This is a genomic window from Lysobacter sp. CA196 (assembly GCF_052078695.1).
Lineage (GTDB): Bacteria > Pseudomonadota > Gammaproteobacteria > Xanthomonadales > Xanthomonadaceae > Lysobacter.
In genome coordinates this window covers 1-15,864 of the sequence record NZ_JBQJIN010000027.1, presented here as the reverse complement: position 1 = coordinate 15,864, position 15,864 = coordinate 1, and the positions used below count along the sequence as shown (strand labels likewise).

General features: G+C 68.9%; 5 protein-coding genes. 1 reads left to right on the top strand and 4 read right to left on the bottom strand.

Annotation, left to right across the window (positions count from 1 at the left end):
* Nucleotides 1-18: 18 nt before the first annotated feature.
* Nucleotides 19-1,032: a ubiquinol oxidase subunit II gene (gene cyoA / locus ACTOWK_RS18970; protein WP_441331653.1), complete on the bottom strand. Its 1,014-nt coding sequence runs from the start codon at nucleotides 1,030-1,032 to the stop codon at nucleotides 19-21.
* 400 nt (nucleotides 1,033-1,432) lie between these two features.
* Here cyoA and ACTOWK_RS18965 point away from each other — a divergent pair, with 400 nt between their 5' ends.
* Entirely contained in the window at nucleotides 1,433-2,722 is a 1,290-nt protein-coding gene (locus tag ACTOWK_RS18965; protein WP_408949881.1) for an MFS transporter, read from the top strand.
* 163 nt (nucleotides 2,723-2,885) lie between these two features.
* On the opposite strand, the gene ACTOWK_RS18960 is transcribed toward ACTOWK_RS18965, so the two are convergent.
* The 3 genes from ACTOWK_RS18960 to ACTOWK_RS18950 all read right to left on the bottom strand — a co-directional run bounded on the left by ACTOWK_RS18960 (nucleotide 2,886) and on the right by ACTOWK_RS18950 (nucleotide 15,857).
* A complete protein-coding gene (locus ACTOWK_RS18960) occupies nucleotides 2,886-3,104 on the bottom strand; it encodes an MbtH family protein (protein WP_441331652.1) in 219 nt (72 codons plus the stop codon).
* Nucleotides 3,105-3,235: 131 nt separating this feature from the next.
* Nucleotides 3,236-4,498, bottom strand: a complete 1,263-nt coding sequence (locus ACTOWK_RS18955; protein ID WP_441331651.1) for a pyridoxal phosphate-dependent decarboxylase family protein — start codon at nucleotides 4,496-4,498, stop codon at nucleotides 3,236-3,238.
* Nucleotides 4,499-4,553: 55 nt separating this feature from the next.
* Nucleotides 4,554-15,857 carry an amino acid adenylation domain-containing protein gene (locus ACTOWK_RS18950; RefSeq protein ID WP_441331700.1) on the bottom strand — a complete coding sequence of 3,768 codons (11,304 nt, stop codon included), beginning with the start codon at nucleotides 15,855-15,857 and terminating at the stop codon, nucleotides 4,554-4,556.
* Nucleotides 15,858-15,864 lie beyond the last annotated feature (7 nt).

Below are 15,864 nucleotides of genomic sequence, written 5' to 3'. Positions count from 1 at the left end.
ATGCGTTTACGAAACGGGTCAGGGGGCGAGCGTGGCCACGCCCAGGGTCGAGCCGGCCGAGGGTTCGGTCAGGCACATCGCCGAAGTCACCACCGGGCCGCCGCGCAGGTCGCCTTTGCGGCGCGGCGCGAGCGCATTGGTGTTGAGGCCCAAGCCGCCGCCGGCGTCGATGGCCATCATCTCGTCCATGCACATCTTGCCGCTGTCGACGCAGCGGTTGAGGATCGCCCGGTACAGGCCCGGGGCGACCGCGCCGTAGCGGCGCACCGGTTCCTTCTCGCTGGGCTTTTCCAGTTCCAGGTAGCCGGCGCGCTGCAGGGTCGCGCCGCTGGCGCGATTCTTCGCGACCCAGGCATCGAAGCCGGCCTGGTCGAGGCCGTGGAAGCGGAAGCGCATGTGCGAGAAACCGGCGCCGCTGTAGTTGGCCGAGAAGCCTTCGTAATTGCCGGGCTTGTTCATCACCGCGTGCAACTGGGTTTCCATGCCGGGCATGGCGTAGATCTGTCCGGCCAGGGCCGGGATGTAGAACGAGTTCATCACCGTGGAAGCGGTGATCTTGAATTGGATCGGCCGATCGACCGGCGCGGCGAGTTCGTTGACCGTGGCGATGTTCTGCTCGGGATAGAGGAACAGCCACTTCCAGTCCAGCGCCACCACTTCCACCACCAGCGGTTTCACGTTGGCCGGTACCGGGCGGTTCTTGGCGATGCGGTCGAGCGGACGATAAGGGTCGAGCGTGTGCGTGCTCATCCAGGTGATCGCGCCGAGCGCGATGATGATCAGCAGCGGCGCCGCCCAGATCAGCAGTTCGAGCTGGGTCGAATGGTCCCAATCCGGCTTGTAGGTGGCCTTGGTGTTCGCGGCGCGGTAACGCCAGGCGAAATACAGGGTCAGCGCGATCACCGGCACGATGATCAGCAGCATCAGTACGGTCGACACCACGATCAGGTCGCCTTGCTGCCCGGCGACGTCGCCGGGCGCGTTCAGCAAGATCGTGTTGCAGCCGGCCAGCGGCAGGATCGCCGCCGCCATCGACAGGCGGCGGAGGAGAGTCCTCGAAAGGGAGGAGGGGCGGAGCAGGGGTTCGATGGCGGTCATCTAAGGCGCAAGCAGCACGATCGAGGCCGCGGCAGTCGCGGCGATGCGCGCACTGTAGAGGCGCAGGACTGTGACGACGATTGGACGTTTTGTCCTATGGCAGCGCCGCGCCGGTGGTGGGAAGCTAGCGTCGTCCCGGTAGCCGGGCGCTCGTCCTTTGCCGCATTTGGGGCCTGGGGCGTCGTTTCCGGTTCCGTCGCCGTCGGACGTGATTTAACTGAACGTACCCGCCTGTTTAGGCACAGTGTCCAGGCCCGGTCGCCACGACCATGCCGCGGCGCCCAACACCGAATCGACGATGCATACGCCCAATCACGCAAACCCGGATTCCTCCATGACCGTTTCGGTGCACGACACCGGTTCGCATGCCGAGGTCGCGCCCGGCGATATCGCGGTCGGCGTGGTGATCGGCCGCGCCTCGGAGTACTTCGACTTCTTCGTCTACGGCATCGCCTCGGCGCTGGTGTTCCCGACGGTGTTCTTCCCGTTCCTGGGCCGCCTCGAAGGCACGCTGTGGTCGTTCGCGATATTCGCGCTGGCGTTCGTTGCGCGCCCTATCGGCACCGTCGCCTTCATGTGGATCCAGCGCCGCTGGGGCCGCAGCACCAAGCTCACCGTCGCGCTGTTCCTGCTCGGCACCTGCACCGCCGGCATCGCCTTCCTGCCCGGTTTCGGCAAGATCGGCGTGCTCTCGATCGCGCTGTTGTCGCTGTTCCGGGTCGGCCAGGGCATCGCCCTGGGCGGTTCCTGGGACGGCCTGCCGTCGCTGCTCGCGCTCAACGCGCCGAAGCACCGCCGCGGCTGGTACGCCATGCTCGGCCAACTCGGCGCGCCGGCCGGCTTCATCATCGCCGCCGGCCTGTTCGCTTATCTCAACACCAGCCTGGCGCCGAGCGACTTCCTCGACTGGGGCTGGCGCTATCCGTTCTTCGCCGCGTTCGCGATCAACGTCGTCGCCTTGTTCGCCCGCCTGCGCCTGGTGGTGACCCACGAGTACGAACGCGAACTCGGCGAGCACGAGCTCGAACCCACCGATGTGGTCGAGTTGTTCCAGCAGAAGGGCCGCCACGTCGTGATCGGCGCCTTCGCCGCGCTGGCCAGCTATGCGCTGTTCCACATCGTCACGATCTTCCCGCTGTCGTGGATCCTGTTGTATTCGGACCAGTCGGTGAGCCAGTTCCTCGGCGTGCAGATCGTCGGCGCGCTGCTCGCCTGCGGCTCGATGGTGGTATCGGGCGTGATCGCCGACCGCTACGGCCGTCCGCGTACGCTCGCGGCGCTGGCCGCGGCGATCGCCATGTTCAGCGGCTTCGCACCGACCCTGCTCGGTTCCGGCGAAGTGGGCCAGGACGTGTTCATCCTGATCGGCTTCATCCTGCTGGGCCTGTCCTACGGCCAGGCCGCCGGTTCGGTGACCGCCAACTTCGGCTCCAAGTACCGTTACACCGGCGCCGCGCTGACATCGGATCTCGCCTGGCTGATCGGCGCTGCGTTCGCGCCGTTGGTCGCGCTGGGCCTGTGCGCGCACTTCGGCCTGGCCTTCGTCGGCGTGTACCTGCTGTCGGGCGCGATCTGCACCCTGGCCGCGCTGGGCGTCAACCGGGCGCTGAAGCTGCGCAGCTGATCGCCGGTTGGTAGAGCGCTGGCGCGGTCCAGCGCTCACTCTTCAAGCATCGTCTCGACGCTCGGCTTGCCGTCATCGAGACCTGACGGCCGCTCGTCTTTCCATCGACCTCACGATCGTGACGCATCCGGCCGAGGGCCGGAGCGTCCGATCGCGTGCGCGCTCAATGCGCGTGCTGTTCCTGCGCCTTGATCAGGCTGGCCGGACGCATGTCGGTCCAGTTCGTCTCGATGTAGTCCAGACAGGCCTGGCGCGCGCCGGGGCCGTGCACGCTGCGCCAGCCGGCCGGGATTTCGGCGAATTCGGGCCACAGCGAATGCTGGTTCTCGTTGTTGACCAGGACCAGGAAGCTGCCGTTGGGGTCGTCGAAAGGATTGCTCATGTCGTGCTCCTGCTTTGCGGTTGCGATGAAGGGGGACGTGCCGTGCGGGGCCGCCGCTCCCGAGGGTGGAAGGATGCCGTTGTTGGGTTACCGATCGGATCGATCGCGCATGATCCTCAGCGTCGCCCTGCTCAGTACGTGACCACGGTCCGCGATTGCGAGCGCAGGGCCGGCCGGTCCGCCTGCGGGATCGAACGTTCCAGGTCGCTCAGGTAATCGTCGACGCCCTGGTCGTGGCCCGGGGTCACCGTCATGTGCAGCGCGGCCGGGTTGGACAAGCGGCTGATGTACCAGCCGCGCGCTTCCATGGCGTCGCCGACGTCGTGGATGTCGTAGCGGTCGGAAGTGAAGGCGATCACGCTGAGGTCGGGCCGGCCGAGCAGATGCAGGCCGGGGATGCGATCGATGCCTTCGATGTAGCGGTCGCGGATGTGCATGACGCGTTGCGCGAGCGCGCGGTAGCCGGCTTCGCCGAGGTAATGCATCACCGCCCAGGCCGCGGCGACGGCGCCGCCGGGGCGGGTGCCGGTCAGGGTCTCGGTGCGGTAGATGCCCTTGGGCCAGTCGAAGTATTCGAAGTACTGGTGCTCCTGGTCTTCGGCATCGGCGTACAAAATCACCGAAGCGCCCTTGGCGGTGTAGCCGAACTTGTGCAGGTCGGCCGACAGCGAACGCACGCCGGGCACGCTCAGGTCGAAGCGCGGCAGGCCGCTCATGAACTTGGCCACGTGCGGGGCGAGAAAGCCGCCGATGCAGGCGTCGACGTGCAGCCAGACCCCGCGTTCCAGGGCCAGCCGGCCGATGTCGACGATCGGGTCGATGGTGCCGAACGGCAGCGACGGCGCCGAAGCGACCATCATCATCGTGTCGTCGTTGATGTGCTGGGCGAGGATGTCGGCGCAGGCGCGGTAGTCGACGCCGATCGGCACCCGCACCACCTCCAGGCCCATCAGGTCGGCGGCCTTGTCGTAGGCCGGGTGCGCGCTGGTCGGCAGCAGCAGGTGCGGACGCGCCTGCGGGCGCCGCTCGCGGAAGGCGCGATGGGCGCTGCGCACCGCCAGCATGATGCTCTCGGTGCCGCCCGAGGTCATGGTGCCGCCGGCATCGCCGTTGCCGCCGAGCAGCGACAGCGAGATGTCGAGGATGTCGTCCTGCATCCGCTTCAGGCTCGGGAACGCGGCCGGCGCCAGGGCGTTCTCGCTGATGAACATCGCATAGGCCTGGCGGGCGACGTCGAGCACGTCTTCGCCGGCGTAATAGACGTGCAAGGGCGTGCGGCCGTGGCGCCAGTCGGCGTCGCCGCTGCGCAGATCGGACATGGTTTCCTGCAACTCGCTCCAGGCCAGTCCGCGCGAGGGCAGGGTCTTGCGACCGTTGAAATTGAACCGCGTCATGGTGCGCTGTCTCGTATCAGGTCAAAGGGAAAATCGAGGGAAGGAAGCTCATCGCTCAGATCCGGTAGCGCTGCGCGAGCACCCGGCCGATCCGGGCCAGGTGCTGCGGATGCGCCATCTCGTCGTGGCGACAATCGATGTCGTGGACGTGGACGCGGCCGTCGACCTGGGCGCGGAACTCGGCCGCCCCCGGGTTGCCGTCGCCCTTGCCGGCGGCGGCGTTGAAATAGACCAGTTCGCCCTGTAGTCGCCGGCGCGGTGCATAGCGGCCGAGCAGGGCGACGTCGTTGGCGGTCGCGGCGATGAAACGCTCGAGCTGGCCGGCGTCGAAGCCCGAATAGATGCTGCCGTCGAGCAACTGCGCAGCGCGGGCATAGTCGGGCACCGCCGCGTCGTAGCCGGCGAGGTCGCAACCGCTGTGTTCGAGAAACTCGTGCAGGATGCGCGCGCGCGGCTTGTCGTTCGCGGCCGGGTCGAACTGCGGCAAGGCGGTGAGCAGATAGCTGTCGAGCAAAGCCAACAGCGCGACCTGTTCGCCGGCTTCCTGCAGACGCTGGGCGATCTCGAAGGCGAGCACGCCGCCGTAGGACCACCCGAGCAAGTGATACGGCCCCTGCGGCTGCACCGCGCGGATCTGCGCCAGGCAGTCTTCGGCGACTTCTTCCAATCGTGCCGGCAAGCTTGTGCCGTCGACGAGCGCACGCCCCTGCAAGGCGTAGATCGGCCGCTGCGGGTCGATATGCCGCGCCAGGCCGCTGTACCACCAGCCGAGGCCGCCGGCCGGGTGCAGGCAGAACAGCGGCGGCAGCTCGCCCTGGCTGCGGATCGGCAATAACGGCTGCAGCGACGACAACGCCTGCAGCGGTTCGGCGAGGCGTTGCGCCAGGGCGGCGACGGTCGGCGTCTCGAACAGCATGCGGGTCGAGAGTTCGGCGCCGAGCGTGCTGCGGATTCGGCCGATCAGGCGCGGCGCGAGCAGCGAATGGCCACCGAGTTCGAAGAAGTCGTCGTCGATGCCGACTTCGTCGAGTTCCAGCACTTCGGCGAACAGCGCGCACAAGGCCTGTTGCTGCGGCGTGCCGGCGGCGCGGCGTGCCGGCGCGTCGGCGGCGGGCAAGGCCTTGCGGTCGATTTTTCCGTTCGGCAGCAGCGGCAGGCGTTCAATCACCACCCAGGCCGAAGGCAGCATATGGCTCGGCAACTGCGCCGCGAGCGCTTCGCGCAAGGCCTGGGTATCCGGGCTGCGGCCCGCGGCCGGGACCAGATAGGCGACCAATTGCCGCTGCCCAGGCCGGTCCTCGCGCACGTTGACCGTGGCCTGGGCGACGGCGTCGTCGGCGGCGAGCAAGGCCTCGATCTCGCCGGCCTCGATGCGGAAACCGCGGATCTTGAGCTGATGATCGGCACGGCCCAGGTACTCCAGTTCGCCGTCCTCGCGCCAACGCACCACGTCGCCGGAGCGGTACATGCGCGCCCCCGGCTCGAACGGATTGGCGAGGAAGCGCTCGGCACTGAGCCCGGTTTGACGCAGATAGCCGCGGCTGAGGCCGCTGCCGGCGACGTAGAGCTCGCCGGGCGCGCCGACCGGCACCGGACGCAGGAATGGATCGAGCACGTAGGCACGCATATTGTCGATCAAACGGCCCAGCGGCACGCCGTGATCGCCGCTGTCTTCGGCGCGGGCTTCGAAGCAGGTCGCGTCCCAGAACTCGGAGGTGCCGTAGATGTTGAGCAGGCGCGCGTGCGGCAACGCCGCCTTGAAGCGGTTGGCCAACTCGAAGCTCAGCGCTTCGCCGCTGCACGACCAGTAATACAGCTTCGGCAGGCGGGCGGCGAGGTCGACGCCGCTGTCGAGCATCGCCCGCAGCAGCGACGGCACCAGCACGATCCGGGTCGCGCCGGCCTCGGCCAACGCCTCGATCAGGCGCTCCGGGTCGGTGGCCTGTTCGCGCGCCAGGATCAACACGCGCTGGCCGCGGATCAGCGGCATGAACAGTTCCCACAGCACGTCGATGAAGTTGACCGTGGTCTTCTGCGCGTAGATCTCCTCGACTGCGCCGTCCAGCTCGACGTCCCAATGCAGGCGCGAGGCGACGTTGCGATGCGTGCCCATCACCGCCTTGGGCCTGCCGGTCGAACCGGAGGTGTAGAGCAGATAGGCCAGGTGCTCGGGATGCGGGGTGCCGCGCACCGGCGTCTCGGGAGTGGCGTCTTCGCCGTCGATGAGGATCGGCCGTGCCGAGGACTCCGGCAGGCGCGAACGCAGCGACGCTTGGGTGACCACGGCCACCGGTCGCGCATCGCCGAGCATGTAGGCCAGGCGTTGCTGCGGGTAGTCCGGGTCGAGCGCGAGATAGGCACCACCGGCCTTCAGGATACCGAGCAGGCCGACTATCGCCTCCGGCGAGCGCTCCACGCACAAGCCGACGATGCTGTCCGGGCCGATGCCCTCGGCCTGCAAGCGGCGAGCAAGACGGTCGGCGCGGCGGTCGAGTTCCGCATAGGCGATGCGTTGCTCGCCGAACATCAGCGCCACCGCCTCCGGCGTGCGCGCTGCCTGGGCCTCGAACAGCGCGATCGCGGTCGCGTCCGGCACCGCACGCGCGGTGTCGTTGCGTTGCAGCGCCTGCTCGCGTTCGTCGTCGTCGAGCAGATCGAGAGCGGCGACGCGGGTGTCCGGCGCTTGTGCGATCGCTTCCAGCACGCGTGCGAAACGACCGGCGATGGCGCGCGCACGTTCTGCGTCGAGCAGGTCCGGTCGGTAGCTGAGATCGAGGTGCAGCGGTTGCCCCGGTGCCGGTGGCGTCACCGACAGTCCTAGCGGGTAATGCGTCGCGGCGGCGCCGTGATTGCCTCGTAGGACGATCTCGATGCTGTCGTGCTCGTCGTCGCCGCGACCGACCGCCGAGGGCTCGACCGGGAAGTTCTCGAACACCAGCAAGCTGTCGAACAACTCGCCGAGCTCGCCGATGCGCTGGATCTCAGCCAGACTCAGGTGCTGGTGTTCTAGCAGGGCCGACTGTTGCAGTTGCAGGCGCTGCAACAGGCCCAGCAGGCTTTCCTGCGGCCGCAGTTGCAGGCGCAGCGGCACGGTGTTGATGAACAAGCCGATCATGCGCTCGATGCCGGCGACGTCCGGCGGGCGTCCCGACACGGTGACGCCGAACACTACGTCGTCGCGACGGGTCAGATGCCCCAGCACGATCGCCCAGGCCGCCTGGACCAGGGTGTTGAGGGTCAACTGATGGCGCCGCGCCCGCAGCGCGAGCGCATCGCCGAGCGCGGCCGGCAAACTCATCGACAGCGCCGACGGCACCGTTGCCGCGGTGGAAGCCGCGACCAGGCGGGTCGGCTCGGCGAGACCGGCCAAGGCTTCGCGCCAGGCCGCAGCCGAACGCTCGCGATCGCGGGTCGACAGCCAACTCAAGTAGTCGCGGTACGGTGCGACCTGCGGCAAGGCCGCACCATCGCCGTCGTTGCGATACAGGGCGAACAGTTCCTGCAACAGCATCGGCGAGGACCAGCCGTCGAGCAGGATGTGGTGGCTGGTGAACAGCAGGTGGTGGCGCATGACATCGCTATCGCCATCGCCATCGCGCACGAGGGTGAAGCGCAGCAGCGGGCCGCGGCCGAGCTCGAAGCGGCGACCTTGGTCGTCGAGCAGCAGACTTTCGAGCGCGGCCTCGCGGCTCGTCGCGTCGCCGTCGAGCGCATGCTCCTGCCAGGGCAGTTCGACCTCGCAGGGGATGGCCTGCACCGGTTCGCGCAGGCCTTGGTGGAGGAAAGCGGCGCGCAAGTTCGGATGGCGTTCGAGCAGGGCCTGCGCCGCGCGGCGCAAACGCGCCGCATCGAGCGGTCCGCTCAGGGTGAAGGCCATCTGCACGATGTAGCGGTCCTGCGCCAGTTCGTCGTACAAGGTGTGGAACAGGAAACCGTGTTGCAGCGGCGACAGCGGCAGCACATCGAGCAAGCGCGGTTGGGTCGTCTCGATGGTTTCGATCTGGCGCTGGTCGAGCGCGACCAGCGGCAGGTCGGCCGGCGTCAGCAGGCGATGCTCGCCGGCCGCAACGGTGGCGGCGATGCGGCGCAGCACCGCGAACCAGGTCTCGGCGAGGTCGCGCACCGCGATCTGGTCGAAGCGCGCCGCCTCCCAGCTCCAGCCGGCGCACAGCACCGGGCCCTGCGGGCCATCCTCGGTGGTGGCGTTGAGGTCGAGCGCATGCGCGAACCCATGCGCTTCGCCGCTGGGGCCGTCGAGCACGACGTCGCTGGCCGGCGCCCAATGCGGCTGCCCGGTTGCGCCGGCGACGGCGAAGCGGCCCAGGTAGTTGAAGCCGATCTGCGGCGCCGGCAAGGCCGCCAGGACCGCACCCGCGGCCGGGTCGAGATAGCGCAGCAGGCCATAGCCGATGCCCTGGTCGGGCAGGCGGCGCAGTTGTTCCTTGACCGACTTGAGCGCGCGTTCGAGTTCGGGCCCGCCAGACAGCGCGGCGTTGCGTTCGATATCGGCCAGCGACAGCTGCAGCGGGAACTGGCTGGTGAACCAGCCGACCGTGCGCGAAAGATCGGCGCCGTCGACGATGGCCTCGCGGCCGTGGCCTTCGAGCTCGAAGCGGACCGTGTCGAGGTCGACACCGAGGTAACGCTGGCGCCATTCGGCCACGGCGAGCGCGAACGCGCACAACAGGACGTCGTTGATGCGGCCGTTGATGCGTTCGGTGGCGCGGGTCAGCAGAACCCGGGTGACTTCGGGTTCCAGGCGCAAGCCGAGGCTGTGCCGGCCGGCGCTGGTGGCGCCTTGCGGATCGAGCGTTCGGGTAGCGAGCGGCGGATCGAGGCCGTCGAGCATCGAGCGCCAGAACGGCAGCTCGCCGCTGCGCTGGGTCGCTGCCTTCGGCAAGGCCAGCGCCCAATGACGCAGCGAGGTCGGCACCGCTTCCAGTTCGGCGGCACGGCCGGCGCTGCGCGCTTGCCAGGCCGCTTGCAGGTCCGGGATCAGGATGCGCCAGGACACGCCGTCGACCACGAGGTGGTGCAGGGCGAGGAACAAGCGCGAATCGTCGCCGTCGTCGAACCACACCGCCTGCAGCATCTGGCCTTCGCGCGGCGACAAACGCTGCTGCGCGGCCTGGGCGTGCTGGTTGATGGTCCAGGCGCGGGTCTGCGCGTCGAGCCCGTGCAGGTCGACATGGTTGAGGCAACTGATCGCGGCGACGCTGCCGGCCGCGCCGATTTCGAGTACGTCGTCGGGTTTCAGGCGCAGACGCAGGGCATCGTGATGGTCGACCAGGTCCTGCAGCGCGGCGATCAGCGGTTCGCGTTGCAGGCGCGGCACCTGCAGCAGCATGGATTGGGCGAAATGCTCGAACGGCCCGTCCTGCTGCAACAGCCAATGCATGATCGGGGTGGCCGGCAGCACGCCGACCGGCGCTTCCACCGGCGTCGCGTCGACGCCCACGATGCTCACGGCAACGCGGGCGAGGGCTTGCACCGATTGCTGCTGGAACACGTCGCGGGCGCTGAAGCGCAGGCCGGCGCGGCGCGCCCGGCTGACCAACTGGATCGAACCGATGCTGTCGCCGCCGAGGGCGAAGAAGCTGTCGTCGATGCCGACTCGCTCCAGTCCCAATACCTGCGCGAATAATTCGCACAGCAGGGTTTCGAGGGCATTGCGCGGTTCCCGCAAGCCGGTGGCGAAATCCGGCGCCGGCAGGGTCTTGCGGTCGAGTTTTCCGTTCGGCGTCAGCGGCAGTTGGTCGAGTACCACGAAGGCGGCCGGCAGCATGTAGTCGGGCAAGCGCTCGGCGAGGGTCTCGCGCAATGCCGCGGTATCGATGCGGTCGCCGGCCAGATAGGCCACCAATTGCTGCTGTCCGGGCCGGTCCTCGCGCAGGATCACCGCATTGCGCGGGTGGCCGGCCTGGGCCAGTGCGGCCTCGATCTCGCCGAGTTCGATACGGTAGCCGCGGATCTTGACCTGTTGGTCGACACGGCCGAGGTAGGCTAGTTGGCCGTCGTCGCGCCAACGCACGCGGTCGCCGGTGCGGTACATGCGCGCACCCGGCTCGAAGGGGTTGGCGACGAAGCGTTCGGCGCTGAGGCCGGCGCGGCCTAAATAACCGCGGGCGATGCCGGCGCCGGCGATGTACAGCTCGCCGGCGATCCCGACCGGGACCGGTTGCAGCGCGGCGTCGAGCACGTAGAAGCGGGTATTGGCGATCGGCCCGCCGATGCAGCCCAGCTCGCTCGCATCGGCATCGCCGACGTCGGCCGACGCGCACCAGATCGTCGCTTCAGTCGGGCCGTATTCGTTATACAACCGCGCCAGCGGGGCATGTTCGCCATGGCGCTGGCGGACGTTCGGCGGAATCGCTTCACCGCCGAGCACGACGCTGCGCAACGAGGCCAGCGCGTCGGCATGTTCCAGCGCCGCCGCATACAGGCTCGGGCCGCTGATCCATTGCTCGACCGCGTGTTGCTGGACCAGGGCGGCCAGGGCCTGCGGATCGTGTTCGAGACCGCTGGCCGGCAAGACCAGGCTGGCGCCGATGGCGAGGCTGCCGAAGACCGCCGCGAGCGAGGCGTCGAACGCCAGCGAGGGCAGCAACACCGCACTGCGGTGCGGCGCATAGCGCGCGGCACGGGCGCGGATCGAATTCAGCGCCTGGCGATGCTCGACCACGACGCCCTTGGGCTGCCCGGTCGAGCCGGAGGTGTAGATGACGTAGGCGCTGTGGTGAGCACGCAGGACACAGCGGCGGTCGCCGTCGCGCGGAGCGCGTTCGCTGGCCAGCTGCATCAGTTCACGCGTTGTCGGCGCGTCGATCGCGAGCAGCGGCGTCGCTTGGCCCGAGGTGGGCAGGCGAGCGACGAAGGCCTCGTCGCCGAGCAGCAGCACCGGTCGTGCGTCGCCGAGGATATGGCCGATACGGTCCAGCGGATGCCGCGGGTCCAGTGGCAGATAGACGGCGCCGGCCTTGAGCACGGCGAGCAGGGCGACGATCGCCTCCGGCGAACGCGGCAAGGCCACCGCGACCCGATCCTCCGCGCCGATGCCGCGCGCTATCAGCACATGGGCGAGGCGGTTCGCGCGACGTTCCAGGGCGAGGTAATCGAGTTGACTGTCGGCACCGATCAGGGCGGTTGCTTTCGGTGTGCGCGCGACCTGGGCCTCAAATAATTCGTGCAGGCCGGTGCAGCCGGTGCTTTCGGCCTCGGTGGCGTTATAGGTCAGCAGCAGGCGTTCGCGTGCGTCGTCGTCGAGCAGTCCGACTCGTCCGAGGCTGCGCTCGGGGTCCTGCGCGATGGCTTCGAGGATGCATCGATAGGCGTCGAGCAATCGCGTCGCCTGGGCCGCGTCGAAAGCGTCGTTGCGGTAGCTCAGGCTCAGGCGCAGGGCGTCGCCCGGCATCACCGCCAAGCCGAGTGGGTAATGCGAGGCATCGCCGCCGTGCTGGCTGTGGCGGCCGATGCGCAGGCCGGTGCCCGGCAGGCTGGCGCCGTCGTCGCCGAACGCGGTTTCGTCGATCGGGTAGTTCTCGAACACGGTCAGGGTGTCGAACAGCTCGCCGATTCCGACCAGCCGTTGTACCTCCGGCAGGCTCAGGTGCTGATGTTCGAGCAAGGCCGATTGCTCGGCCTGCACGGTGTGCAACAGGCTTTCCAGGCTTTGCTGCGACTGCAGGCGCACCCGCACCGGCACGGTGTTGATGAACAAGCCGACCATGCGTTCGATGCCGGCGAGTTCCGGCGGGCGCCCGGACACGGTGGTGCCGAACACCACATCGTCGCGGCCGGTGATGCGGCTCAGCAACAAGGCCCAGGCGGCCTGGGTCAGGGTGTTGAGGGTCAGGCCGAGACGCCGCGCCTGATGGCCGAGCTGGCAGCTCAATGCCTCGGGCAAGCTCTGCGTCAATACCTCGGTACGAGCCTCCGCGCTTGCGCTGCCGGCGACGCGGGTGGCTTCGTCGACGCCGTCGAGATAGTCGCGCCAGGCCTGTTGCGCGGCGCCGCGGTCGCGGCCCGACAGCCAGGCCAGGTAATCGCGATACGGCGCGACTCGCGGCAAAGCGTCGATGTCGCCGCCGTTGCCGTACAGGGCGAACAGCTCTTCGAGCAGGATCGGCAGCGACCAACCGTCGAAGACAATGTGGTGATTGGTCAGCACCAGATGATGCAGGTGCTCGTGTTCGCGCACCAGGGTGAAGCGCAGCAGCGGACCGTGCGCGAGATCGAAACCTTGGGCGCGGTCCTTGCGCAGCAGCCCTTCCAGTTCGGCGGCGCGGCTGTCCACACTGCCTTCCAGAGCGATCGAACGCCACGGCAGCACCGCATCGCGCGGTATCGCCTGCACCGGCACCGGCAGGTCGTGATGGAGGAAGGCCGCACGCAGGTTCGGATGGCGCTGCAACAGCGACTGCGCGGCGCGGCGCAGCGCAGCGACGTCGAGCGGGCCGTCGAGGGTGAAGGCCATCTGCACCACATAGCTGTCGCTCGCCGCGGTTGCGGGCGTGCCCGCGTCCTGGTCGTAGACGGCGTGGAACAGGAAGCCGTGTTGCAGCGGCGACAGCGGCAACAGATCGAGTAGCGGCGGTCGGGCGGCTTCGATGGCTTCGATCTGAGCCTGGTCGAGCGCGGTCAGCGGCACGTCCGAGGGCGTCAGCAGATGCCGCTCGGTGTCGGCGACGGTCTCGGCGATGTGGCGCAGCACCGCGAACCAGGTGTCGGCGAGGTCGCGTATCGCGTCTTCCTCGAATAGCTCGCCGGCCCAGCTCCAGCCGGCGCAGAGCACCGCGCCCTCGGCGCCGTCCTCGGTGCTGGCGTTGAGGTCGAGCGCATGAGCCAGCGGACGGGATTCGTCGCCGTCGCCACCGAGCGCGGCCTCGTCGGACAGGGTCCAGTGCGGCTCCTGGGCACCGGTCCCGGCGACGCTGAAACGGCCCAGATAGTTGAAGCCGATCTGCGAGGGCGGCAGCGACTGCAAGGCCTCGCGGCCGGCGTCGCTGAGATAGCGCAGCAGGCCGTAGCCGATGCCGTGGTCGGGTAAACGGCGCAATTGTTCCTTGACCGATTTGAGCGCGCGCTCCAGCGGCGCGCCGCCGCGCAGGGCGGCCTCGCGCTCGCCGCGCGACAAGCTGAGTTGCAGCGGGAACAGGCTGGTGAACCAGCCGACCGTGCGCGACAGGTCGGCGCCGTCGAGAATGGCTTCGCGGCCGTGGCCTTCCAGGTCGAAGCGGACCGTGTCGGCATCGTCGAGGCCGCGGCGATGGCGCCAGTCGGCCAGCGCGAGCGCGAACGCGGTCAGCAGCACGTCGTTGATGCGGCCGTGGATGCGTTCGGTGGCGCGGGTCAGCAACAGCCGGGTCGTATCCGCTTCCAGACGCAGCCACAGGCCGCGCTGGGTGGCACTGGTGTCGCGTTGCGGATCGAGCGCACGCGCGCTCAGGCGCGGGTCGTGGCCGTCCTGCATGGCCTGCCAGAACGGCAGTTCGTGCCGGCGCGCCTCCGCGAGCTTCGGCAGCGCCATGGCCCAGTGACGCAACGAGGTCGGCACCGGTTCCAGGGCCGGGGCATGGCCTTCGGCGCGTGCGTCCCAGGCGGCCTGCAGATCGGGCACGAGGATGCGCCAGGACACGCCGTCGACCGCGAGATGGTGGATCGCCAGCCACAGCCGCGAGTCCTCGCCGTCGTCGAACCAGACCGCCTGCAGCAGCCGTCCCTCGCGCGGGGCGAGGCGGCTCTGCGCGGCTTCGGCGGCGGCCTGCATGATGGTTTCGCGACCCTCTCCGGTCAGGCCGGCGAGGTCGACGCGCTGCAGGCAGGTTTCGGCATCGACGCTGCCGAGCGGCAGGGTTTCCAGGTTGTCGTCCGCGCCCAGGCGCAGGCGCAAGGCAGGGTGGTGATCGATCAGGTCTTGCAATGCCGCCTGCAGCGGCTGCAGGCGCAGCGGCGGCACCCGCAGCAGCATCGACTGGCTGAAGCGGTCGAACGGCCCTTGGCGTTCGAGCAACCAGCGCATGATCGGCGTCGCCGGCAACGCACCCACCGGCGCTTCGACCTCGACCGCGTCGGCTTCGAGCATGGTCGTCGTCGCGACCTGAGCCAGGGCCTGCACCGAAGAATGCTGGAACACGTCGCGGGCGCTGAAACGCAGGCCGACGCGACGGGCGCGGCTGACCAACTGGATCGAGCCGATGCTGTCGCCGCCCAGGGCGAAGAAGCTGTCGTCGATACCGACCCGTTCCAGCCCGAGCACCTGCGCAAACAAGGCGCACAAGGCGGACTCGATGGCGGTGCGCGGCTCGCGCAAGTTGCTCGGTGCGAAGTCGGGCGCGGGCAGCGCCTTGCGGTCGAGCTTGCCGTTCGCGGTCAACGGCAGCGCATCGAGCGCGACGAAGGCGGCCGGCAGCATGTATTCGGGCAGGCGCTCGGCTAGCGCTTGGCGCAGCGCTTCGTCATCGATGGCGTCGCCGACGACATAGGCGACCAGTTGCTTCTGGCCGGGGCGGTCTTCGCGCACGATCGCCGCGTTCTGGGCGTAGCCGGCCTGGGTCAATGCAGCCTCGATTTCGCCGAGTTCGATGCGGAAGCCGCGCAGCTTGACCTGCTGGTCGGCGCGGCCGAGGTAATCGATCTGGCCGTCGCCGCGCCAACGCACGCGGTCGCCGGAGCGGTACATGCGCTGGCCGGTCGCGAAGGGGTTGGCGATGAAACGTTCGGCGCTGAGCGCGGGGCGGTGCAGATAGCCGCGGGCCAGGCCGGCGCCGGCGATGTACAACTCGCCGGACACGCCGGCCGGCACCGGTTGCAGCGCATCGTCGAGCACGTAGACCTGCATATTGTCGAGCGGCGTGCCGATCGGTACCGAACGCGCCTGCGGCTGCAGGGTCGGCACGGCGCAGGTCAGGGCGAAGGTGGTGGTCTCGGTAGGGCCGTAACCGTTGACGATGCGCAGCTGCGGATGGCGCGCCTGCAAGCGGCGGATGGCATCGGTCGAGAGCACGTCGCCGCCGGCCAGCACTTGGCGCAGGCCGGCGAACAGCTCGGGCGTGGACTCGGCGAATTCGTGGAACAGGCCGGCGGTCAGCCACAGGCTGCGCACCTCGAAGCGTTCGATCAGGCGCTGGAAGTCGCCGCCGTCGCTGGCCTCGGCAGGCGCGACCACGATGCGCCCGCCGTTCAACAGCGGCACCCACAGCTCGTAGGTCGACGCGTCGAAGGCGTGGGTCGAATGCAGCAACACGGTCTCGTGGCCGCTGGCGAAACGGCGGTCGCGGGCGAACTCGACCACGTCGCGCTGGCGCACGGCCACGCCCTTGGGCACCCCGGTCGAGCCGGAGGTGTACATCACGTAAGCCAGTTGCTCG

Bases quoted from the DNA above. Each gene is read 5' to 3' on its own strand.
- cyoA (WP_441331653.1), bottom strand. From the start codon at position 1,032: ATGGCGGCGGCGATCCTGCCGCTGGCCGGCTGCAACACGATCTTGCTG.
- ACTOWK_RS18965 (WP_408949881.1), top strand. From the start codon at position 1,433: ATGACCGTTTCGGTGCACGACACCGGTTCGCATGCCGAGGTCGCGCCC.
- ACTOWK_RS18960 (WP_441331652.1), bottom strand. From the start codon at position 3,104: ATGAGCAATCCTTTCGACGACCCCAACGGCAGCTTCCTGGTCCTGGTC.
- ACTOWK_RS18955 (WP_441331651.1), bottom strand. From the start codon at position 4,498: ATGACGCGGTTCAATTTCAACGGTCGCAAGACCCTGCCCTCGCGCGGA.